This window comes from Sulfitobacter sp. SK025, from assembly GCF_003352105.1.
GTDB lineage: Bacteria > Pseudomonadota > Alphaproteobacteria > Rhodobacterales > Rhodobacteraceae > Sulfitobacter > Sulfitobacter pontiacus.
The window spans coordinates 696,752-717,298 of record NZ_CP025808.1 but is presented as its reverse complement, the minus strand read 5'-3'; the positions used below and the strand labels follow the sequence as shown (position 1 = coordinate 717,298).

The 20,547-nt window shown below is 62.2% G+C and carries 21 protein-coding genes; 11 read left to right on the top strand and 10 right to left on the bottom strand.

Features of this window, described 5'->3' with window-relative positions:
• Positions 1-58 precede the first annotated feature (58 nt).
• Both coaBC and C1J04_RS03385 read right to left on the bottom strand, forming a co-directional pair.
• Positions 59-1,252: a bifunctional phosphopantothenoylcysteine decarboxylase/phosphopantothenate--cysteine ligase CoaBC gene (gene coaBC / locus C1J04_RS03390; protein WP_009825961.1), complete on the bottom strand. Its 1,194-nt coding sequence runs from the start codon at positions 1,250-1,252 to the stop codon at positions 59-61.
• 106 nt (positions 1,253-1,358) lie between these two features.
• A complete protein-coding gene (locus C1J04_RS03385) occupies positions 1,359-2,246 on the bottom strand; it encodes an RNA polymerase factor sigma-32 (protein ID WP_009825960.1) in 888 nt (295 codons plus the stop codon).
• A gap of 173 nt (positions 2,247-2,419) precedes the next feature.
• Here C1J04_RS03385 and C1J04_RS03380 point away from each other — a divergent pair, with 173 nt between their 5' ends.
• Both C1J04_RS03380 and C1J04_RS03375 read left to right on the top strand, forming a co-directional pair.
• On the top strand, positions 2,420-3,001 hold the full coding sequence (locus C1J04_RS03380; protein WP_009825959.1) for a histidine phosphatase family protein: 582 nt from the start codon (positions 2,420-2,422) through the stop codon (positions 2,999-3,001).
• A gap of 120 nt (positions 3,002-3,121) precedes the next feature.
• Positions 3,122-4,636 (top strand): YifB family Mg chelatase-like AAA ATPase, encoded by a 1,515-nt coding sequence (locus tag C1J04_RS03375; protein ID WP_009825958.1) that lies wholly within the window; start codon positions 3,122-3,124, stop codon positions 4,634-4,636.
• On the opposite strand, the gene C1J04_RS03370 is transcribed toward C1J04_RS03375, so the two are convergent.
• From C1J04_RS03370 to rsmI, 4 genes are read right to left on the bottom strand one after another with little or no spacing between them, the layout of a single operon-like run.
• Complete coding sequence (locus tag C1J04_RS03370; protein ID WP_009825957.1) at positions 4,602-5,519, bottom strand: alpha/beta hydrolase; 918 nt, start codon at positions 5,517-5,519, stop codon at positions 4,602-4,604. The genes C1J04_RS03375 and C1J04_RS03370 overlap by 35 nt on opposite strands.
• The gene (gene gshB / locus C1J04_RS03365) at positions 5,516-6,451 is read right to left on the bottom strand and encodes a glutathione synthase (protein ID WP_009825956.1); all 936 of its coding nucleotides are present in this window, start codon (positions 6,449-6,451) and stop codon (positions 5,516-5,518) included. Before gshB ends, C1J04_RS03370 begins: the two co-directional genes overlap by 4 nt.
• A gap of 58 nt (positions 6,452-6,509) precedes the next feature.
• Positions 6,510-6,899 carry a YraN family protein gene (locus C1J04_RS03360; protein WP_005851276.1) on the bottom strand — a complete coding sequence of 130 codons (390 nt, stop codon included), beginning with the start codon at positions 6,897-6,899 and terminating at the stop codon, positions 6,510-6,512.
• Between the two features lies 1 nt (position 6,900).
• Positions 6,901-7,761: a 16S rRNA (cytidine(1402)-2'-O)-methyltransferase gene (rsmI, locus tag C1J04_RS03355; protein WP_037954564.1), complete on the bottom strand. Its 861-nt coding sequence runs from the start codon at positions 7,759-7,761 to the stop codon at positions 6,901-6,903.
• An 89-nt stretch (positions 7,762-7,850) separates the two neighbouring features.
• Here rsmI and C1J04_RS03350 point away from each other — a divergent pair, with 89 nt between their 5' ends.
• The 3 genes from C1J04_RS03350 (at position 7,851) to murJ (ending at position 13,533) form a co-directional block, all read left to right on the top strand.
• Positions 7,851-9,035, top strand: a complete 1,185-nt coding sequence (locus C1J04_RS03350) for a penicillin-binding protein activator (RefSeq protein WP_009825954.1) — start codon at positions 7,851-7,853, stop codon at positions 9,033-9,035.
• 13 nt (positions 9,036-9,048) lie between these two features.
• Positions 9,049-11,832 carry a [protein-PII] uridylyltransferase gene (locus C1J04_RS03345; RefSeq protein WP_009825953.1) on the top strand — a complete coding sequence of 928 codons (2,784 nt, stop codon included), beginning with the start codon at positions 9,049-9,051 and terminating at the stop codon, positions 11,830-11,832.
• A 108-nt stretch (positions 11,833-11,940) separates the two neighbouring features.
• On the top strand, positions 11,941-13,533 hold the full coding sequence (gene murJ / locus C1J04_RS03340) for a murein biosynthesis integral membrane protein MurJ (RefSeq protein WP_009825952.1): 1,593 nt from the start codon (positions 11,941-11,943) through the stop codon (positions 13,531-13,533).
• Positions 13,534-13,620: 87 nt separating this feature from the next.
• On the opposite strand, the gene C1J04_RS03335 is transcribed toward murJ, so the two are convergent.
• On the bottom strand, positions 13,621-14,307 hold the full coding sequence (locus tag C1J04_RS03335; protein WP_037954107.1) for a rhomboid family intramembrane serine protease: 687 nt from the start codon (positions 14,305-14,307) through the stop codon (positions 13,621-13,623).
• A gap of 75 nt (positions 14,308-14,382) precedes the next feature.
• On the opposite strand from C1J04_RS03335, the gene trpS reads away from it, so the two are divergent.
• From trpS to C1J04_RS03315, 4 genes are all read left to right on the top strand, one after another.
• A complete protein-coding gene (trpS, locus tag C1J04_RS03330; protein ID WP_009825950.1) occupies positions 14,383-15,399 on the top strand; it encodes a tryptophan--tRNA ligase in 1,017 nt (338 codons plus the stop codon).
• 136 nt (positions 15,400-15,535) lie between these two features.
• A complete protein-coding gene (locus C1J04_RS03325) occupies positions 15,536-16,642 on the top strand; it encodes a class II histone deacetylase (protein WP_009825949.1) in 1,107 nt (368 codons plus the stop codon).
• 11 nt (positions 16,643-16,653) lie between these two features.
• A complete protein-coding gene (locus C1J04_RS03320; RefSeq protein ID WP_009825948.1) occupies positions 16,654-17,226 on the top strand; it encodes a nitroreductase family protein in 573 nt (190 codons plus the stop codon).
• Positions 17,217-17,951 carry an EI24 domain-containing protein gene (locus C1J04_RS03315; RefSeq protein ID WP_009825947.1) on the top strand — a complete coding sequence of 245 codons (735 nt, stop codon included), beginning with the start codon at positions 17,217-17,219 and terminating at the stop codon, positions 17,949-17,951. Before C1J04_RS03320 ends, C1J04_RS03315 begins: the two co-directional genes overlap by 10 nt.
• Here C1J04_RS03315 and C1J04_RS03310 read toward each other — a convergent pair.
• A complete protein-coding gene (locus C1J04_RS03310; RefSeq protein ID WP_009825945.1) occupies positions 17,884-18,177 on the bottom strand; it encodes a DUF1467 family protein in 294 nt (97 codons plus the stop codon). The genes C1J04_RS03315 and C1J04_RS03310 overlap by 68 nt on opposite strands.
• 2 nt (positions 18,178-18,179) lie before the next feature.
• A complete protein-coding gene (gene mce, locus C1J04_RS03305) occupies positions 18,180-18,584 on the bottom strand; it encodes a methylmalonyl-CoA epimerase (protein WP_005851258.1) in 405 nt (134 codons plus the stop codon).
• Positions 18,585-18,718: 134 nt separating this feature from the next.
• On the opposite strand from mce, the gene C1J04_RS03300 reads away from it, so the two are divergent.
• Positions 18,719-19,438, top strand: a complete 720-nt coding sequence (locus C1J04_RS03300) for a response regulator (RefSeq protein WP_009825944.1) — start codon at positions 18,719-18,721, stop codon at positions 19,436-19,438.
• 7 nt (positions 19,439-19,445) lie between these two features.
• On the opposite strand, the gene C1J04_RS03295 is transcribed toward C1J04_RS03300, so the two are convergent.
• Positions 19,446-20,171 carry a GNAT family N-acetyltransferase gene (locus tag C1J04_RS03295; RefSeq protein ID WP_009825943.1) on the bottom strand — a complete coding sequence of 242 codons (726 nt, stop codon included), beginning with the start codon at positions 20,169-20,171 and terminating at the stop codon, positions 19,446-19,448.
• Between the two features lie 42 nt (positions 20,172-20,213).
• On the opposite strand from C1J04_RS03295, the gene C1J04_RS03290 reads away from it, so the two are divergent.
• The gene (locus C1J04_RS03290; RefSeq protein WP_009825942.1) at positions 20,214-20,498 is read left to right on the top strand and encodes a hypothetical protein; all 285 of its coding nucleotides are present in this window, start codon (positions 20,214-20,216) and stop codon (positions 20,496-20,498) included.
• The last annotated feature ends 49 nt before the right edge of the window (positions 20,499-20,547 follow it).

Below are 20,547 nucleotides of genomic sequence, written 5' to 3'. Positions count from 1 at the left end.
CTCCACCGCACGCGCGCTTTCCAAATGGTTCTAAATCCTCGCCGAAGGCAAGAAAACTCTAGCTCAACGCTTCTGCAATGCGCGCGGCCAACTTCTGTGCCACCTGATTCTTGCCCATACGCGGCCAGCTTTCGGCACCCGCATCCGTGATCAGGGTCACAGCATTTTCCGACCCTCCCATAATGCCTGTCGCCGGTGAGACATCATTCGCAACGATCCAGTCGCAGCCTTTGCGCAGCCGTTTCGCCGTGGCATTTTCAACGACGTCATTCGTCTCGGCAGCAAAGCCCACGACCAACTTGGGCCGCCGCGCCCCCGCCGCGCTGACGGTTTTCAGAATATCGGGATTTTCAGCAAAGCTCAGTACCGGCAGCCCGTCTTTCGATTTCTTGAGCTTTCGATCACTGGCACTGGCCATGCGCCAGTCCGCCACCGCCGCGGCAAAAACGCCTGCGTCGACGGGCAAGGCGGCCTCTACCGCCTCCTGCATCTGCTGCGCCGTTTGCACGCGGATCACCTCTACCCCGTCGGGCGGGGGCACGTCGGCAGGGCCAGTGACAAAGATCACCTGAGCCCCCAACGCCGCCAGCGCGCGCGCGATCGCTGTGCCCTGCGCGCCCGAGGACCGGTTCGCGATATAGCGGACAGGGTCAATCGGCTCATGCGTCGGGCCGGAGGTCACGAGAATACGTCGCCCCATTAGCGGACCATCGGCCAGCTGCGCCTCGACCGCCGCGACGATCTCAAGCGGTTCAGACATGCGCCCGGGGCCGAATTCCCCGCAGGCCATATCACCATCATTCGGGCCAACCACATGGATGCCATCACCGCGCAGGGTCGCAAGGTTGCGTTGCGTCGCGGGGTGGTCCCACATGCGCACGTTCATCGCCGGCGCCATCAGCACCGGCGTATCTGTCGCCAACAATAGGGTAGAGGCCAGATCATTCGCCACACCGCTCGCCATCTTGGCCATCAGATCCGCCGTGGCAGGGGCCACCACAACCAAATCCGCGACACGGCTTAGCTGGATATGCCCCATCTCGGCCTCGTCGCCCAAATCGAACAAGTCGCGATACAGCTTCTGCCCCGCCAACGCCGAAACGGACAAAGGCGTCACAAACTCTTCGCCCGCGCGGGTCAGCACGGGCGTCACAGTGGCCCCGCGTTCGCGCAGGCGACGGATCAGATCAAGGGATTTGAAAGCGGCAATGCCGCCCCCGATTATCAGCAGAATATGTTTGCCAGCCAGCATGATCGCCCCCGTCGTCGGTATTCGTCCCGACCATAGGGGGGCGGTTCATTTTCCGCCAGCCCGTTCCTGCGGCAGCGCGCGCAGACGCGGGATCATATCTGGGGGCTCACATCAGGAAGTGGCGCACCTCGGAGGATTGTGTCTCAAGCGTTTTGCGCATCTTGCCAAAGGCCGCGGCCTCCAGCTGGCGCACGCGTTCTTTCGACAGACTCAGCTCGGCACCCAGACTTTCAAGCGTGCGTGGCTGGTCGCGCAGCTTGCGCTCGCGCACAATGAATTGTTCGCGTTCGTTCAGGGCCTGCATCGCCGACAACAGCCAGCTGCGCAACGTCAGCGTGTCGTGGCTTTCCTCGATACGTTCGGCGGCCTGCGCACTATCATCGACCAGCGCGTCGATCCACTCGCGGCCCTCGTCCTCGGCGGATTGCGTCGCGTTCAACGAGAAGTCAGAGCCGGACAAACGCCCCTCCATCATCTCGACGTCATGCATCGGCACGCCAATCTCGGTAGAGATCATCTGACGCAGCTGATGCTTGTCCAGGGTCTCGCCCGCGGCCTGGGCCTCTCGCTCAAGGCGTGCCTGTACGCGGCGCATGTTGAAGAACAGCGATTTCTGAGAGGACGTAGAGCCGGTGCGCACCATCGACCAGTTGCGCATGACGTGGTCCTGAATGCTCGCCTTGATCCACCAGACGGCATAGGTGGAAAAGCGCACCCCGCGGTCGGGGTCGAATTTGTCGGCAGCTTTCATCAGGCCCAATCCGGCCTCTTGGATCAGATCGTTCATCGACGCGCCATAGCGCTTGAATTTACCCGCCATCGAGATAGCTAGACGCATGTAAGCTGTGATCAGCCGGTGCAGCGCTTCCTCGTCGCGTTCGTCCCGCCAGGCATAGGCAAGCTTCAGTTCTGTCTCCGCATCCAAAAGCTCTGCTTTCATTGCGGTGCGGGTCAAAGAAAATTCACGTGATTGCGCCAGCGTCATGATGTCCATCCCTACTATTGAGGCACATCTGTCTGCGCCTTTTTCATCTAAACGCGGAAAACCGCCAGTTGGTTCACGCGGAATCGAAAAAGAATCGGCTTTTTTCCGCGCAGCTTGCTTTGACTTTGTGACAATGACGCTAAATAGATCGCAAACCACTGGGCGAATAAGGCGCGCTGATCATGACTATCTGGCATTGGGTGCGCCACGGCCCGACCCACGAGAAAAACTTTGTCGGCTGGCGCGATGTCCCTGCCGATCTGTCCGATGTCGCACAGCTCGGGCGGCTCAACGCGCATCTCCCGCAGAGGGCCGTGATGGTATCCTCGGACCTTATCCGCGCTTCTGCCACCGCCGATACGCTGGCCTCTGCCAGCCGCCTGCGCCTGCCCCATGACCGCGACCTGCGCGAGCTTGATTTCGGGCTGTGGGACGGCATGCACGCCCGCGATGTATCGCAAAGCCACCCCGAGCTCAGCCGCGCCTATTGGACCACACCGGGTGACATCGCCGCCCCCGAAGGCGAAAGCTGGAACGACGCGGCCCGCCGGATCAACACCGCCGTTGACCGGATCACACACGCCCATCCGAACACAGATATCATCGCCGTGGCGCATTTCGGCGTGATCCTGACACAGGTCCAGCGCGCGCTTGGCGTGGATGCCCATGCCGCGATGGCCCATAAGATCGACAACCTGTCGGTCACGGATATACACATCACCCCGCAGGGGTGGGACATCGGCACCATCAACCATCAGGTCTGACGGCCCCGCCCCTACCTTCATTTTGCCAATTAAACTCAAATCCCGCGCTTTCCACACCCGTTAACGCTTATTAAACACCCCCGCCCTACCCCTGAGGTATCGCAAGGCATCAGGGGTAGAATGGTCGCACGGGCATATACGGTCGCATTCCAGGGCATCGACGCGCGCATCGTCGAGGTGCAATGCGCGCTCTCTGCCGGTATGCCCGCCTTTTCAATCGTGGGCCTGCCCGACAAAGCGGTGTCGGAAGCGCGCGAAAGGGTCCGCGCCGCGCTTGGTGCGATGGCCATCGCCCTGCCCAGCAAACGGATCACGATCAACCTCAGCCCTGCCGACCTGCCTAAAGAAGGCAGCCATTTCGACCTGCCGATCGCGCTGGCCCTGCTGGGGGCGATCGATATCCTGCCGAATGATGTCATCCAAAGCACCGTCGCCTTGGGCGAACTGTCGCTGGACGGGAGCCTGATCCCCGTGATCGGCGCACTGCCTGCGGCGATGGCTGCGGCGGAAAACGGGCGTAGCCTGCTGTGCCCCGCTGCCTCTGGTGCCGAAGCGGCTTGGGTCGGCAATGCGCAGGTGATCGCGGCCCCCAGCCTCGGCGCGGTGGTGCGGCATTATACCGGCCAAACCCCGCTGCCGCCTGCCACCCCCGGCGAAGTCTCGCAAAGCCCCAGCCAGCATGACCTGCGTGATGTCAAAGGTCAGGAACGCGCCAAACGCGCCTTGGAAATCGCGGCCGCGGGACGTCATCACCTGATGTTTGTCGGCACGCCCGGCTCGGGTAAATCCATGCTGGCGGCGCGTTTGCCCTCCATCCTCCCCCCGCTGACCCCACAAGAGGCGCTCAGCACCTCTATGATCCACTCGCTTGCCGGGCTTCTGGATGACGGCGGCATCTCTCGTCTGCGCCCGTTCCGCGAACCGCACCACACGGCGTCTATGGCGGCGATCATTGGCGGCGGGCGGCTGGCCAAACCGGGAGAGGTCAGCCTTGCCCATAACGGCGTGCTGTTCATGGATGAATTCCCCGAATTTCCGCGCACCGTGCTGGAAACCCTGCGCCAACCCGTTGAGAGGGGCGAGGTGATGATCGCCCGCGCCAATGCACATGTGAAATACCCGTGCAAATTCATGCTCGTCGCCGCAGCGAACCCCTGCAAATGCGGCTATCTCAGCGATCCATCCCGCGCATGTAGCAAAGCCCCCGCTTGCGGAGAGGATTATATGAACCGCGTTTCAGGCCCGCTGCGTGACCGCTTCGACCTGCGCATCGATGTGCCGCCCGTGGGATATACCGACCTCGACCTGCCCCCCAGTGCGGAAGGCTCGGCGGAAGTCGCCCAAAGGGTGCAAGCCGCACGCCGCCGCCAGCACGACCGGTTTGCCGACCATCCCACAGCGGCCCTGAACGCAGATGCCGAAGGGGACCTACTGGAACAGATCGCCGCCCCGGATACGGAGGCGCGGCACCTGCTGTCCCGCGCGGCAGAGCGGTTTCACCTATCGGCGCGTGGGTATCACAGGGTATTGCGTGTGGCGCGCACCATCGCGGATCTGGACGGGGCTGGCGACGTGCGCAAACCGCATCTGGCCGAAGCGCTCAGCTTTCGGTTGCCGTCGGTGGCAGTTGCGTGATCCAGCGCGCCAATGCGTCCAGCGTGACCCGTGCTTCGGGCAGGGTATTGTGGAAGATCGGCCAGACGTGGGGCAGGTCATGCTTCTCTTCCAACGACGCGCTAACACCTTGATCCCGCAAATGCGCTGCCATCCGGCGCGCGTCATCGCGTAGAATCTCTGTGGACCCGACGGTGATCCAGACTGGCGGTGCCCCCGGATAGGTCGCAAGCAAGGGGCTTATATCAGGATCTCGGGGGTCGGCACCGGCCAGATACATCTCTGCCATAAGACCGGCCTGCGCGGCGGGCAATACGGCCTCTCGTGCCGCATTCTCGCGAAAGCTGGCCCCCTCGTGCAGAAAATCGGTCAGCGGTGAAAAGGCAAAAAGCGCGCGCGGCAGGGGGCCACTGCCTGCACAAAGCCGGCTAAGCAGATTGAACGCCAGCGCGCCGCCAGCGCTATCGCCGCCGACAATGATATTCTGCGCCGACACACCGCTGTCGAGCAACGCCTGATAGGCCGTGGCGACATCTTCGATTGCGGCGGGAAACGGCGCTTCGGGGGCAAGACGATAGTAGGGCAATACCGCCACAGCCCCCAGACGCTGCGCCAAGGCCCCCAGCATCGCCCCGTGGGTATCGGGGCTGCCAAACACGAAACCGCCCCCATGAATGTAAAAGATCACCAGATCAGAGCGTGTTTGCGCAGGGGTCACCCGCAGAACATCGCCCGCGCCAACCAAGCGGCTGCGGGTGATCTGAGTGCCGCGCGGTGCCCGAAACAGCAGCCGCGCGGTTTTCGCGAAATCACGACGTATCTTGAGCACGTCGCGCGTGCGCGCCAGCTTGCGCTTCTCTACCAAACGTAAATAGCCGTTCAGCAGAGGGCGCAGCAAGCTCATGCGCGCTTACGCTCGATCGCTTCCCATATCTTGGCCGCGATATTGGTGCCGTCGAAACGTTCCAGTTCTTGTATGCCCGTGGGGGAGGTCACGTTGATCTCTGTCAGATAGTCGCCAATGACATCGATGCCGACGAAAATCTGCCCTTTCTCGCGTAGCAACGGGCCGATGGCGGCGCAAATTTCAAGGTCACGCTCTGTCAGGCCGACCTTCTCGGGGCGGCCGCCCACATGCATGTTCGACCGGGTTTCCCCCTCTGCCGGGACGCGGTTGATGGCCCCGACGGCTTCGCCATCCACCAGGATCACCCGTTTATCGCCCTTGGACACAGCCGGCAGGAATTTCTGTACGATCAACGGCTCGCGCGAGAAACCGGTGAACAGTTCGTGCAAAGAGCTGAGGTTGCGATCATTCGTGTCCAGACGGAAGACACCCGCGCCCCCGTTCCCGTATAGTGGCTTGAGGATGACATCCTTATGTTTCGCCTTGAACGCTTTGATCGTGTCCAGATCACGGGCGATTGTGGTCGGCGGGGTCAGCTGCGGGAAATCGAGCACCAGCAGTTTTTCGGGGTAGTTCCGCACCCAGAACGGGTCATTCACCACCAGCGTTGTCTCTTTCAGACGGTCCAGCAAATGGGTCGAGGTGATATAATGCATGTCGAACGGCGGATCCTGCCGCAGCCAGACAACGTCGAAATCCGCCAGATCAACCTCGCGTTCAGGCCCCAAGGTGGCGTGATCACCCTGTACCCGTTGCACGGTCAGATCATGCCCCCGCGCGGTTATGCGCCCCTCTTGATAGGCGAGGTGATCGGGGGTGTAGTAGAAAAGCGCGTGCCCGCGCGCCTGTGCTTCCTCGGCCAGGCGAAAGCTGCTGTCCGCGTTGATGTTCACGTCCCCGATCGGGTCCATCTGAAAGGCGATTTTCATAAGGGGTCTCCCTGTTGTTCCTTTCTAGATGGCGCAGCAGGGCGTGGGGTGCAATGGGTCAGTCGTGCCCGAAGGCGTTTTCAAGGATCCGCAGGTCACCGGTTTGATCGACCAACGCCACGTCAAACCGCACGTCCGTCAGCGCGCCTTTGGGTTCGCCGCCAATGAATTCTTCGGCGGATCGATAGATACGGCGCATTTGTTTCCGGTTCAGACGCTGCAGCGCGCTGTCATGGCTTTTGCTTTTCTTCACTTCGACAAAGACGATCCCGTCGCCGTCGCGCATGATCAGATCAATTTCGCCCGCCTTACCGCGCCACCGTTCATGTGCCAGATCAAAGCCGCGGCGGCGGTAGTCATCCGAGACCTGCAGTTCAGCCGCACGACCTGCGTGATAGGAAACAGCCCCTTGAACGGATTTCGCCAGTGTCGTCAGTGTGTCGGTCATCTTAGGTTTCTTTCCCCAGTTCCAATGCCGCCTGATACACCTGTCGGCGCGGCACATCATATGCCTGCGCCACCATATCGACGGCATCGCGCATCGAATTCGTTTCCAATGCGTTCGCAAGGTCAGAGGTTAGATCACTTTCGCTAACAGCCGGTAAACGCCCGCGATCAATCAGCACAACAATCTCGCCCTTCGGGGCTTTACCGCTGTAGTGTTCGGTCAACTCATCTAGAGTACCGCGCTGAATTTCTTCGAACTTCTTGGTCAGCTCGCGACAGACAGCCGCCGGACGTTCCCCGCCCAGCGCCTGTGCGGCATCGCGCAGCATCGCCCCCACCCGCTTGGGTGATTCGTAGAAAACCAGCGTGCCTTGCACCTCTTTCAACTTCTGCAGCGCCGTGAGCCTTGCGCCTTTCGCATTGGGCAGGAACCCTGCGAAAAAGAAGGCATCCGTCGGCAGCCCTGCCAAAGCCAGCGCGGTCAGTACCGCCGAGGGGCCCGGGGCGCAGGTCAGCATCAGCCCTGCTTCGCCCACACCGCGGGACAGTTCGAACCCCGGATCCGCGATCAGCGGCATGCCAGCCTCAGAGGCATAGGCGACGGATTGCCCATCGCGGATCGCGGCGACAAGCTTTTCCTGCACGCCACTGCCCGAATGGTCGTGCAACGCCACAATCTGCCGCCCGTTGAGAGGCACCCCGTGGATATCCATCAACTTACGCAGGCTCCGCGTGTCTTCCGCCGCCAGCACATCAGCCGAGGCCAGCACGTCGAGCGCCCGCAAGGTTATGTCGCGGGCAGAGCCGATCGGCACCCCGACAAAATAAAGCCCCGCCGCAAGGGGAATCTTTTGGTAATTCAAGCTGGACCCGCCTTTCGCACCCTCTATGATCAGTGCATATGTCCCCGGGGCCATCGCCGCCGACCTGCCACCAATGGAGTGACACTGTTATGATCGCTGTTTTCAACATCCTTCGCAAGCCACTGCGGCTTTTGATCCTGCCACTGATCGCATTGGCGCTTGCCGCCTGTGAACCTGTGGCGATGACCAATATGAACGGGTCCAAGGGCCCCAAAGTCGACTCGAGCAAACCTATTCCGGTGGCCTTGCTGATCCCGCGCGGCGGTTCGGCGGCAGATAACCTGCTGGCGCAAGAACTTGAGAACGCCGCGCGTCTGGCGATCCGCGATCTGGGCGGCGTGCAGATTGACCTGCGGGTCTATGGCACGGGCGGCAATGCTGGCACTGCGGGCACCGCGGCGGCTCAGGCTGTCACCGACGGGGCGCAGATCATTCTGGGGCCGCTTTATGGCGAGGCCGCAAATGCGGCGGGCAACGCGGTTGCCGCGCAGGGCGTGAATGTCCTGTCCTTCTCGAACAACCCAAGCATCGCGGGCGGCAATGTCTTTGTGCTGGGTCAGAACTTTAACGACACCTCCAACCGTCTGGTCCGCTACGCCAAGAGCAACGGAAAAGACAAGATCCTCGTACTGCACGGTCAGGATCTGGCCGGCCAGCTGGGCCGCGATGCCATCCTCAAGGCGATTGCCGCAAACGGGGCGACCTCTGCCGGTACGGTTGATTACGCGCTGAGCCAAGAAGCCGTAATGTCTGCCGTGCCGCGCGTGAAAGCTGCCGTAGAAAGCAACGGGGCGAATGCGGTCTTCCTGACGACATCCTCAGCCAGTGCGCTGCCGCTTTTCGCACAGATGCTGCCAGAGGCAGGGATCAGCGGTGCCACCACGCAGTACATCGGTCTGACCCGCTGGGACATCCCGCCCCAAACGCTGGCCCTGCCCGGCGTGCAAGGTGGCTGGTTCGCCCTGCCCGATCCCGGTGCGACAACCGCATTTTCGCAGCGCTATGCCGCAGCCTATGGCGACACACCGGGCCCGATCGCTGGTCTGGCCTTTGACGGGATCGCCGCCGTGGGGGCCTTGGCGAAATCCGGCAAATCCGACGCGTTGTCCGCGGCACGTCTGACCCAAGGCGCGGGCTTCCGCGGGGCGAGCGGCGTGTTCCGCCTCAAGGCGGACGGCACCGCCGAACGCGGCCTTGCCATTGCCACGATCCGCAACCAGCAGGTCGTCATCATCAGCCCTGCCCCCCAAGCCTTTGGCGGGGCCGGTTTCTAAGGGGCCGCCTTTTGTGAAACCCCTTGTTGCACCAGCAGAATCAGGTGAGGCCACCGCGCGTCACCTGATCAGCACTCCCAAACGCATCTTTGACGAAGCGGCTGTTTCCGCCGCGCTCAAGGACGTGCTGGACGGTTTGACCGATCCGGCAGAGATTCAGGCCGCTGCCGTCGCCGTTCTGCAAGACGCGCAAAAGAACGGGCGCGCCGAAATCGCCCGCGCCTTTGCGGCGTCACCCTTCAACGCGCGCCCCATGACGTCGGCCTATTGCTACCTCACAGATCAGCTTGTCCGCACGACCCTGCAGATCGCCGGACAACGGCTCCACCCGATTGACACGCTTGGCCCGAACGACCGGCTCGCCGTGATCGGCGTCGGCGGGTATGGCCGCGGAGAGATGGCCCCCTATTCCGATGTGGACCTGCTGTTCCTCATCCCCCAAACGCCCAGCCAGCGCACTGAAAAGCTGATCGAATCCATGCTCTACATGCTATGGGATCTCAAGTTGAAGGTCGGCCATTCCACCCGCACCATCCGCGACTGCGTGACCCTCGGCCGCGAGGATTTTACGATCCAGACCGCCCTGCTGGAGCACCGCTTTATCGCCGCCGATGTGGCTTTGGCGCAGGATCTGGATGAAACGCTCAAGACCGATCTTTTTGCAGGCACCGGCCGCAGCTTTATCGAAGCCAAGCTGGAGGAACGCGACGCGCGGCACCGCAAGCAGGGTCTACGTTATGTGGTGGAACCCAACGTCAAAGAGGCCAAGGGCGGCTTGCGCGATCTGCAATCGTTGTTCTGGATCGCCAAACATATTTACAGCGTCGAACATGCCGCCGATCTTGTCGACCGCGGCGTGTTTCTGGAGGAAGAATTCAAGACCTTCGTCGCGGCCGAGAATTTTCTTTGGGCGGTACGCGGACACCTGCACCTCATTTCAGGACGCGCGACCGAACAGTTGACCTTTGACATGCAGGTCGCCGTGGCCGAGGCGATGGGATACCGCGACACACGGGGCCGCCGCGGGGTCGAGGTGTTCATGCAGGCCTATTTCCGCCATGCCACCGAAGTGGGCGAGCTGACGCGCATCTTCCTCACCAAGCTCGAAGCCTTGCACGTCAAGGCGGAACCGCTGCTCGAACGTATCTTTCGCCGTCGCCCCAAGCTGCGGGACGGCTATGAGGTCGTGGGCGGGCGGCTGGCGGTCACCGATGGCAAGGCGTTTATCAGCGACAAGCTGAACCTGCTGCGCATCTTCGAAGAGGCATTGCGCACCGGCATGTTGATCCACCCCGATGCGATGCGTCTGGTCAAAGCGAACCTCGCCCTGATCGACGACGACATGCGCAACACGCCCGAAGCGCGGCGGATCTTCCTTGATCTGATGCTGAAACACGGCAACCCCGAACGCGGCCTGCGCCGGATGAACGAACTGGGCGTGCTGTCGGCCTTCATCCCCGAGTTTGAGCCTATCGTGGCGATGATGCAGTTCAACATGTATCACAGCTACACGGTGGACGAGCATACGATCCAGTGTATCACAAACCTTGCCCTGATCGAGAAGGGCGAGCTGGAAGAAGACCTGCCCGTCGCCTCCTCGATCCTGCAACGTGGGGTGAACCGCAAGGTTCTATATGTGGCTCTCTTGCTGCATGATATCGCCAAGGGCCGCCCCGAAGACCATTCGATCCTCGGGGCCCAAATGGCCCGCAAGATCGCGCCCCGTCTGGGCCTGAACAAGGCCGAGGTCGACACGGTCGAATGGCTGGTCCGCTACCACCTGCTGATGTCGGATATGGCGCAAAAACGCGATATTTCCGATCCGCGCACCGTGCGGGACTTTGCCAAGGCGGTGCAGACCGTCAAACGGCTTGATCTGCTGTGTGTGCTGACCGTCTGCGATATCCGCGGCGTCGGCCCGAACACTTGGAACAACTGGAAAGCCGTGCTGATCCGTGGGCTCTACCGGCAAACCAAACGCGCGCTTGAAACCGGACTCGAAGACCTCAACCGCGAGAACCGCGGCGCGGGGGCCAAAAAGGCCCTGCGTGCGGCCCTTGCCCATTGGCCGCGCAAGGATCTTCAGGCCGAGACCGCACGCCACTACCCCCCCTATTGGCAGGGGCTTCACACGGCCTCGCAGGTAGTATTCGCCGAACAGCTCCGCGATATTCAGGACGGTGAAATCCGCATTGACCTGCACCCTGACGATGACCGCGACGCCACCCGCGCCTGCTTTGTCATGGCTGACCACCCGGGCATCTTTGCACGGCTCGCCGGTGCGCTGGCGCTGGTCGGGGCCAATGTCGTCGATGCCCGCAGCTATACCACCAAGGACGGCTGGGTGACCGATGCGTTCTGGATCCAGGACGCCGAGGGCAACCCCTACGACGTCTCGCGCCTGCCACGGCTGCGGCAGATGATCTCCAAGACGCTCAAGGGTGAAATTCTGGCCCGCGATGCGCTGAAATCCCGCGACAAGGTGAAAAAGCGCGAGAAAGTGTTCAAGGTGCCCACGCATATCACCTTTGATAACGAAGGCTCCGAGATCTACACGATTATCGAGGTGGATACCCGCGACCGCCCCGGCCTGCTCTATGACCTCACGCGGTCGCTGTCTGAATCCAACGTCTATATCGCCAATGCGGTGATCGCGACCTATGGCGAACAGGTGGTCGATACCTTCTACGTCAAGGATATGTTCGGGTTGAAATACTATACCGAAAGCAAGCAGAAGACGCTCGAGAAACGGTTGCGCGCGGCGATCATCGACGGAGTGGCACGGGCACAGGACTGACATCGGCGCTTTCGCGCGGGCATGACGGCTGTGTTCGCATTTCCCTGATTGCGCAGTGCGGCGCCAACAGCTAGGCCATTTGCACCGCAGTTACGGGGCAGCACCACCATGAAACCTATCCGCCTTATGTCCGGCTTCTTCACCGTCGGGATCTGGACCCTCCTCAGCAGGGTCATGGGGTTCGTGCGTGATGTGATGATCGCGGGCTACCTTGGCTCCGGCCCCGCCGCCGAAGCGTTTCTGGTCGCCTTTTCCCTGCCCAATATGTTCCGCCGCTTCTTTGCCGAGGGGGCGTTCAACATGGCCTTTGTGCCGATGTTCTCGAAAAAGCTCGAAAGCGGCGATGATCCGGAAAAATTCGCGCAGGATGCTTTCGTCGGCATGGCGTTCATCCTGACGCTGTTCACCATCATCGGGATCGTCGCGATGCCGGGGCTGGTGCTGCTGATGGCCTCGGGCTTTGCGGGGGACGAACGGTTCGATCTGGCGGTCGAATATGGGCGGCTGGCCTTCCCCTATATCCTGTTCATCTCCCTCGCGGCACTTGTATCGGGCGTGCTGAACGCCACGGGCCGCTTCATGGCGGCGGCGGCAGCCCCTGTGGTGCTGAACGTCATCTTCATCCTCGCCGTCCTTATCGGGGCCGCCCTTGGCCGCGACGGATCAGAGGCGATCGGCATGGGCATCGACAAGGCGCTTGGCCTGCAGATCGGCGACACGCTGGCGCTGTCTGTCCCGCTGGCGGGGATCGCGCAACTGGCGCTGGTCTGGTGGGCCGCGAAACGCGCAGGCTTCACACTGACCTTCGGCCACCGCCCCCGCCTGACGCCCGAGCTGAAACGCCTCGCCATCATCGCCGCCCCTGCGGCCCTGGCGGGCGGGGTCATGCAGATCAACCTGCTGGTCGGCCGTCAGGTCGCCAGCTTCTACGAAGGAGCCGTGGCCTGGCTCAATTACGCAGACCGCCTCTACCAACTACCCTTGGGCGTGGTGGGGATCGCGATTGGCGTGGTGCTGCTGCCCGACCTGTCACGACGGCTCAAGGCCGGAGACGAACAGGGATCGCACACTCAGATCAGCCGCGCCGCCGAGGTGTCGCTGGCGCTGACCATCCCCTCGGCGGTTGCGTTGATGGTGATCCCCTTCACGCTGGCCACGGTGCTGTTCCAACGCGGGGCCACAACCACAGATGACGCCGCAGCCATCGCCATTGCGGTGGCGATCTACGGGCTCGGCCTGCCGGCCTTCGTGCTGCAGAAAATCCTGCAACCGCTTTACTACGCGCGTGAAGACACCCGCCGCCCCTTCTACTTTGCCGTGGTCGCAATGGTGGTGAACGTGGTGCTGGCCGTCGGCCTCAGCCCCGTGATCGGCTGGATTGCCCCTGCCATCGCGACGACATTGGCGGGATGGGCGATGTTTGCCTTGCTGGCCTATGGCGCACGTGGCTTCGGGTTGGCCGCGAAATTCGATGCGCGTTTTCACAAACGCATCTGGCGCATCATGGCGGCGGCGGCGGTCATGGGCGGAGCGCTCTGGATCGGCAACCTGGCCCTGCAACCCCTGCTCGCCGAAGCCTGGTGGCGCGGGGTCGCCCTGGTGATCCTCATTGCCCTGGCGGCCGTCAGCTACTTCGGCACCGGCCAGCTCATCGGTGCGTTCAAACTGGCCGAATTCAAACGCGCCCTAAAACGCGGCTAACCCGACCCGCTTCCAAATGGCATTAAATCCCGGGGGTCAGGGGGCTGGCCCCCTGCCTGTCACGTCTGCCTGACCCGCCTGCAAGCCTCACCGGTGCCGAATACGCTCCCGCAGCCTGCCCCATTCGCCCGGCGCGAAAACAAAGCTCAGCGCGAAACCACAGGCAAAGCCCAAAAGCTCCGCCACCCATTGGGTGCCCGCGTCAAAAAACACGCCCCAGATCAGCTGCAACCCCATCAGCACGGCAATCAGGGAAAACGCGCGGTACTGCTGTTCCCCTTGCACCGCCAGCTTGCGCCACATGACAAAGGAATAGCCGCCGATCAGCCCATAGACCGACGGATAGGCACCGACCAGCCAGACCGGATCATCCAGCACCAGCGCATAGACCACCGCGCCGAAAATGCCCGACACAAAGAAGATCGCCAGAAACGCCAGCTGCCCCATCGCCTCGGCCACCATCTTGCCAAGCGCCAGCAACAGCACGCAGGCAAAGATCGCATGGGTAAAGCCCAGATGGATGAAACTATAGCTCACCACCCGCGACAGGTCGCGCAGGGGGAACTGCATGTTGGCGACCATCCAATCGAACACATCGCCTGAAAACCCATAGTCGCGGATCAACGCCAGACGCCAGCCCACAGCAGCAGGGCCGCCGATGATCCCGGCTTCGGCCAGCGACAACGCGACCTCTATCCCCGCCAACGCCAGAAAAAGCAGCGTGACGGTTGCGGGCATCGGGTTCACGGGGGGGTGAAAATCTGGGTCTTCCATAGGGCCTCCTTGACGGGCATGGTGCGCATGGGTAAGCCCATCTGGCCGTAGTTTCCAGCCTTATCGGAGCATCCAATGACCGACACCTCTTTCACCCCGCGTGTGTTTTCCGGCATCCAGCCGTCGGGCGATTTGCATCTTGGAAACTACCTGGGCGCGCTCAAACGTTTCGCCGATGCGCAGGACAAGGGGGTACAGTCGATCTACTGCATGGTCGATCTGCACGCGATCACCGTCTGGCAGGACCCTGCGGACCTCAAGCGTAGCACGCGCGAGCTTTGTGCCGGTTTTATCGCGTCGGGCATCGACCCCGATAAATCCATCCTGATCAACCAAAGCCAGGTGCCCGAACACGCGCAACTGGCCTGGGTCTTCAACTGCGTGGCGCGTATGGGCTGGATGGGCCGCATGACCCAGTGGAAGGACAAGGCCGGCAAGAACGCCGAAGCTGCCTCGCTGGGGCTCTTTGCCTATCCCGCGCTGATGGCCGCCGACATCCTGATCTATCACGCGACCCATGTGCCCGTGGGCGAGGACCAGAAACAGCACCTTGAACTGACGCGCGACATCGCGGCCAAGTTCAACCATGACTACGGCGTCGATTTCTTCCCGTTGACCGAACCGGTGATCGAAGGGGCTGCGACCCGCGTCATGTCCCTGCGCGACGGGTCCAAGAAGATGTCGAAATCCGACCCTTCCGATGCCAGCCGTATCAACCTGACCGACGATGCCGACACCATCGCCAAGAAAATCCGCAAGGCCAAGACCGACGCCGATGCGCTCCCCTCCGAAGTGGACGGCCTCAAGGACCGGCCAGAGGCGCGCAATCTGGTGAATATCTTTGCCGCGCTGAACGACCAGACCGTTGAACAGGTTCTGGCCGATGTGGGCGGCCAGCAGTTCGGCACCTTCAAACCCAAACTGGCTGAACTCGCCGTCGCCAAAATGGCCCCGATCAGCACCCGCATGGCAGAGCTGATGGCTGACGAGGCAGAGATCGACCGCATTCTGGCCCACGGTGCGACCCAAGCGCGCGAGATCACCGCGCCGATCCTCAAGAAAACCTACGAGATTATGGGCATGGTGGGCTAAACCAGCCCGCCCTTCACCCTTTCCCAAATACTCGCTCCACAGATCCCCCGCAGCACCACGGCTGCGGGCCTTGCCCCCCATGGACAATCCTCTGGCGTTTTGCCAGCCTTCGCCCGAACCACGAAGGGGATAGACGATGACCACCGGTTTTTTCATGGATGAACGCTGCTTTTGGCACGCAGGTGGCAACTATGCCTTTACCATGCCCGTGGGCGGCTTGGTGCAGCCGCTGGCCGCGGGCGGCCTGCCGGAAAACCCCGAGACCAAACGCCGCCTCCGCAATCTGATGGAGGTCACCGGCCTGATGGCCGAGCTCGACCTGCGCAGCGCAGCACCTGCCACCCGCGACGATCTGCTGCGGGTCCATCCGGCTGCCTATCTCGACGACTTCAAACGCCTTTCCGACGCGGGCGGTGGAGAGCTGGGGCTGCGCACCCCCTTCGCCGCCGGCGGGTTCGAGATTGCGGCGCTGTCCGCGGGCCTCTCCATCGCCGCGGTAGAGGCCGTCGCCAAAGGTGACCTCGACAATGCCTATGCGCTCAGCCGTCCACCGGGGCACCATGCGCTGCCTGATTTCCCCAACGGGTTCTGCCTGCTCGCCAATATCGCCATCGCGATCGAGGCAGCAAAGGCCAAGGGGCTGGTACGCCGCGTTGCCGTGCTGGACTGGGATGTGCACCACGGCAATGGCACCGAGGCGATCTTTTATGACCGCGACGACGTGCTGACGATCTCGCTCCATCAAGAAGGGAATTACCCGCTTGATACCGGCGCGCTGGCGGATCGGGGCAACGGCGCGGGAGCCGGTTACAATATCAACCTGCCGATGCATGCGGGGTCGGGGCATACGGCCTATCTGCATGCGCTCGATCGCGTCGTGCTCCCCGCGCTCGACGCGTATCAACCCGATATGATCATCGTCGCCTGCGGTTTCGATGCCTCTATCGTGGATCCGCTGGCGCGCATGCAGGCCACAGCGGAAACCTTTGCCGAGATGACACAGCGGATCAAAGCCGCGGCGCAAAAACTTTGCGGCGGCAAGCTGGTGCTCGTCCATGAAGGCGGCTATTCAGAGGCCTATGTTCCCTTCTGTGGCCACGCCACCATCGCAGCCCTCGCAGACAGTGACATCACAGCGCCAGATCCCCATGCGAAGAACTTTCGCATCCGCCAGCCAAGCCCCGCATTCGACGCTTTCCTGCGCGCGTCCATTGACGACATGGCGCAAGAGCTGAACCTATAAGAGAGACCCCGATGCCGACACCCAATCCCGACGCGCTGCATTTCCTGCAAACCCGCCGTTCGCGCCCTGCCAAGACCCTGACCACACCGGTCCCCGACCGCGACACGCTGACCGAGCTGTTGACCGTGGCCTCGCGCGCGCCGGATCACGGGATGCTGGAACCGTGGCGATTTATCGTGATCGAAAAGCCCGCGATGGCGCGTCTGGCCGACATCGCCGAGGCACGCGGCACCGCCCTGGCGCTCGACCCCGAGCAGATCCAGAAGGGCCGCGGGCAATTTGATCAGGGCGATCTGGCGGTTGTGGTGGTCGAGGTGCAGAAACCCTCGCCCAAGATCCCGCCGTTGGAACAGACCTATGCCGTGGGCGGGGTCTGCCTGTCGCTGGTCAATGCCGCGCTCGCCTCTGGCTGGGGCGCGAACTGGCTGAGCGGTTGGGTCAGCCACGACCGCGCCTTCATGACCAAGGCTTTCGACCTCGCGGAACACGAACGCATCGCCGGCATCATCCATATCGGCACCGAAACCTCCGCCCCGCCAGAGCGCGGGCGCCCCGACATCACGGCGATCACCACATGGCAATAGCACAGATTTTTCGCGCCTTCGGGCTGGCGGTCGGACAGGTCGGCGATCCAAGCTTTCGCCGCGTGCTGCTGCTGGGTGTCGGCTTGGCGTTGCTGCTGCTGGTCGGTGCCTCGGCGGGCTTTGTCTGGCTGATCGACTGGCTGACCGGAGAGGACAACTGGCTGCCCGTCCTGGGCGAGGTTTCGTGGCTTGACGATCTGTTCAGCTGGGGGGCAGCGCTGCTGTTGATGGTGCTGTCGGTGTTCTTGATGGTGCCCGTCGCCTCGGCCATCACGTCGATGTTTCTGGATGATGTGGCCGACGCGGTAGAGGCCGAACACTACCCCCATCTGCCCCCCGCCACCCCCGTGCCCTTTGGCGATGCGCTGCGCGATACGGTGAACTTCATGGGGGTGCTGATCGGCGTGAACGTCGTGGCGTTGGTGCTCTACCTGATGTTCGCCCCCTTCGCGCCCCTGATCTTCTGGACCGTGAACGGTTTCTTGCTGGGGCGCGAGTATTTCACGCTTGCCGCGATCCGGCGGGTGGGCCGGACCGAGGCAAAGCGTCTGCGCGGGAAACATGGCCTTACAATCTGGGCCGCCGGCGTGTTGATGGCGATTCCCCTGTCGGTGCCGCTGCTGAATCTAGTGTTTCCGATCCTAGGGGCGGCGACCTTTACCCATTTGTTCCACCAATTGGCGTCGGCGCCCCGTGGAGCCACTGCTCCACATCCGCCACGGTGAACCAGCCCGACAGGATGATCCCCGCGATGATCGCCCATAGCACGATCGACACAGCGGTCGTCCACAGCGCTTTCTTTTTAAGGTGGTGATGTTCGGGGGCCCCCGCGTGGGTGCCCTCGACGATCTGGCCCAGATCCCCCTGGGTCTGCACCCGTACTGGCAGCAGGATCATAAAGACCATCGACCAGATCACGGCGAACAGAACGATACCTGACATGACGGCCATGGTTACACCTGCTCCAGCTCGACCAGCGCGCCGTTAAAGTCTTTGGGGTGCAGGAAAATCACCGGCTTGCCGTGGGCACCGATCTTGGGCTCTCCGTTGCCCAGAACACGCGCGCCGCTTTCCTTCAGGCGATCCCGCGCCGCGATGATGTCTTCGACCTCATAGCAGATGTGGTGGATGCCACCGGCAGGGTTCTTTTCCAGAAAACCGTTGATCGGGCTATCGTCCCCCAGCGGGTAAAGCAGTTCGATTTTGGTATTGGGCAGTTCGATAAAGATCACGGTGACGCCGTGGTCGGGTTCATCCTGCGCGGGGCCAACATTCGCACCCAAAGCGTTGCGGTATTGATCCGCAGCGGCCTCAAGGTCCGGCACGGCGATGGCTACGTGGTTTAGGCGACCGATCATCATTCTTCTCCCTCAAATCAACATTTGACCCGGTTTATGGGCTGCCGCTGCCGCAAGAGCAATGCGTCACGTTAACACCGTATTAGCGAAGCGCGCCTAACCATAGGTCACCCACAAAGCATAACGGAGGAATCATGGATACGCTTGAACATCAGGCCCAAAGCCTGCCCGCCCCCACGGCCGACCGCCCGCTTTTGGGCCTTACGGTTCTGGTGATCGAAGACAGCCGCTTTGCCTGCGAGGCGATGCGCCTGCTCTGTCTCCGCTCTGGCGCGCGGATCAGACGGGCCGACAGCCTGCGCGCGGCGCGGCGGCATTTGCAGGTCTACCGCCCGTCGATCGTGATTGCCGATCTGGGGTTACCAAACGGAAACGGCATTGATCTGATTGCGGAACTGGCACAATCGCAGCCCCGCGTTGATGCGTTACTGGCGACTTCGGGGGAGACCCATCTGGCGGCGGATGCGCTGGCCGCAGGGGCAGACCGTTTCATGAGCAAACCGTTGCAGTCTTTGTCACAGTTTCAACAGGTCGTGCTGGCCGCCCTGCCCCAGCATCACCGTCCGCTGGGGCTGTCCGTGCTTGCCGATGAAACGATCACGCCCGACAACATCGCGTTGCAGGATGACATGGCGCACATGGACGACGTTCTGTCCGGCCCCTGTACGCCTCAGACGCTGGAATATGTCGCTCAGTTTCTGACCGGCGTGGCGCGCAGTGCGCGGGACGCAGCACTGGAACAGGCGGCGACAGCGCTGGCAGCACGCAGCACCTTGGGCCTGCCGGCGATAGAAGAACAACGGGTGATCCGATCGGTCTTGCGCCAACGCCTGATGCGGCAAATCGCGATCTAGTCGCGGGTCACGTCAGCGGGTCACTGGACACCCGCACGAGGCTGGTCAGATCGCCCAACCGTTCGCGCTGCTTACCCTCTGCGTCAAAGTTGGCAGGGGAAAGCCACGCCTCGAAGGCTTCACGCAGGCCCGGCCATTCGGCGTCAATTGCCGCAAACCATGCCGTATCGCGGTTGCGCCCTTTAACGACAGCCGCCTGCCGGAAGATGCCTTCGTAGCTGAAGCCCAAGCGTTGCGCGGCACGGCGCGACGGCATGTTCAGCGCGTTACACTTCCATTCATACCGACGGTATCCCGCCTCGAACGCCCATTTCATCATCAGATACATGGCACCCGTCGCCGCCCGCGTGCGCTGCAACGCGGGCCCAAAGGTGATTGACCCGACCTCTATCGATCCGGCCTCTGGCGCGATGCGCAGATAGCTTGCCACCCCTTCGATATGCCCTGTCTCTAGGTTCTTGATCGCATAGAAGAGCGGGTCGTCTTTGGTTTCAACCTCGCGCACCCAGCGGTGAAACTGGGCAGAGGATGAGAACGGCCCGTCATACATATAGTGCCAAAGCTGATCCTGCCCTTCAAAGGCGCGGAACAGCAGGGCGGCGTGGGCCTCGGCGTTCAGCGGTTCAAGCTGGGCGTAGCGGCCCGTCATCACCGTCCGCGGCGGGCGCGGCGGGACGGAAAAATCTGCAACAGGGGCACCAAGTGGGCCGGGGGGCTGGTCATCTTGTTTCATGCACTTACGTTAAGGCCAAGCGCTGTCAGCGCCAAGACCCGAATGTCATATGACATCACCCAAACTGGAGCGCAGAAAGGTCCTGTTTTTGCCACAAACGCCTGCGAGGCTGGTGGCATCCGCAACCACCAACCCACCCACGTCACCCAACCCAAGGGCCACATCATGTTCACCAAACTGCGTCGCATCTACGCCAAGGAAACCAGTTTCGACTGGACCGTCTTCGCGGCAAATGTGGTGGGTGTGGCGATCGTGGCACTGGCTTTTGCCCATGCGCGCGACTTTGGCGCGCAGACCGTGGTAGAGGTTGCGCAAGCCGGTTTCTGACCTTTGGGCGCAGGCCGGCCTGACATTGACCGCGCCCGCCCGACACCAC

Coding starts and splice junctions, on each gene's coding strand:
- coaBC (WP_009825961.1), bottom strand. CDS start 1,252: ATGCTGGCTGGCAAACATATTCTGCTGATAATCGGGGGCGGCATTGCC.
- C1J04_RS03350 (WP_009825954.1), top strand. CDS start 7,851: ATGATCGCTGTTTTCAACATCCTTCGCAAGCCACTGCGGCTTTTGATC.
- murJ (WP_009825952.1), top strand. CDS start 11,941: ATGAAACCTATCCGCCTTATGTCCGGCTTCTTCACCGTCGGGATCTGG.
- C1J04_RS03380 (WP_009825959.1), top strand. CDS start 2,420: ATGACTATCTGGCATTGGGTGCGCCACGGCCCGACCCACGAGAAAAAC.
- gshB (WP_009825956.1), bottom strand. CDS start 6,451: ATGAAAATCGCCTTTCAGATGGACCCGATCGGGGACGTGAACATCAAC.
- C1J04_RS03325 (WP_009825949.1), top strand. CDS start 15,536: ATGACCACCGGTTTTTTCATGGATGAACGCTGCTTTTGGCACGCAGGT.
- C1J04_RS03335 (WP_037954107.1), bottom strand. CDS start 14,307: ATGGAAGACCCAGATTTTCACCCCCCCGTGAACCCGATGCCCGCAACC.
- C1J04_RS03290 (WP_009825942.1), top strand. CDS start 20,214: ATGTCATATGACATCACCCAAACTGGAGCGCAGAAAGGTCCTGTTTTT.
- C1J04_RS03310 (WP_009825945.1), bottom strand. CDS start 18,177: ATGGCCGTCATGTCAGGTATCGTTCTGTTCGCCGTGATCTGGTCGATG.
- C1J04_RS03375 (WP_009825958.1), top strand. CDS start 3,122: ATGGTCGCACGGGCATATACGGTCGCATTCCAGGGCATCGACGCGCGC.
- trpS (WP_009825950.1), top strand. CDS start 14,383: ATGACCGACACCTCTTTCACCCCGCGTGTGTTTTCCGGCATCCAGCCG.
- mce (WP_005851258.1), bottom strand. CDS start 18,584: ATGATCGGTCGCCTAAACCACGTAGCCATCGCCGTGCCGGACCTTGAG.
- C1J04_RS03385 (WP_009825960.1), bottom strand. CDS start 2,246: ATGGACATCATGACGCTGGCGCAATCACGTGAATTTTCTTTGACCCGC.
- C1J04_RS03370 (WP_009825957.1), bottom strand. CDS start 5,519: ATGAGCTTGCTGCGCCCTCTGCTGAACGGCTATTTACGTTTGGTAGAG.
- C1J04_RS03295 (WP_009825943.1), bottom strand. CDS start 20,171: ATGAAACAAGATGACCAGCCCCCCGGCCCACTTGGTGCCCCTGTTGCA.
- C1J04_RS03315 (WP_009825947.1), top strand. CDS start 17,217: ATGGCAATAGCACAGATTTTTCGCGCCTTCGGGCTGGCGGTCGGACAG.
- C1J04_RS03300 (WP_009825944.1), top strand. CDS start 18,719: ATGGATACGCTTGAACATCAGGCCCAAAGCCTGCCCGCCCCCACGGCC.
- C1J04_RS03320 (WP_009825948.1), top strand. CDS start 16,654: ATGCCGACACCCAATCCCGACGCGCTGCATTTCCTGCAAACCCGCCGT.
- C1J04_RS03360 (WP_005851276.1), bottom strand. CDS start 6,899: ATGACCGACACACTGACGACACTGGCGAAATCCGTTCAAGGGGCTGTT.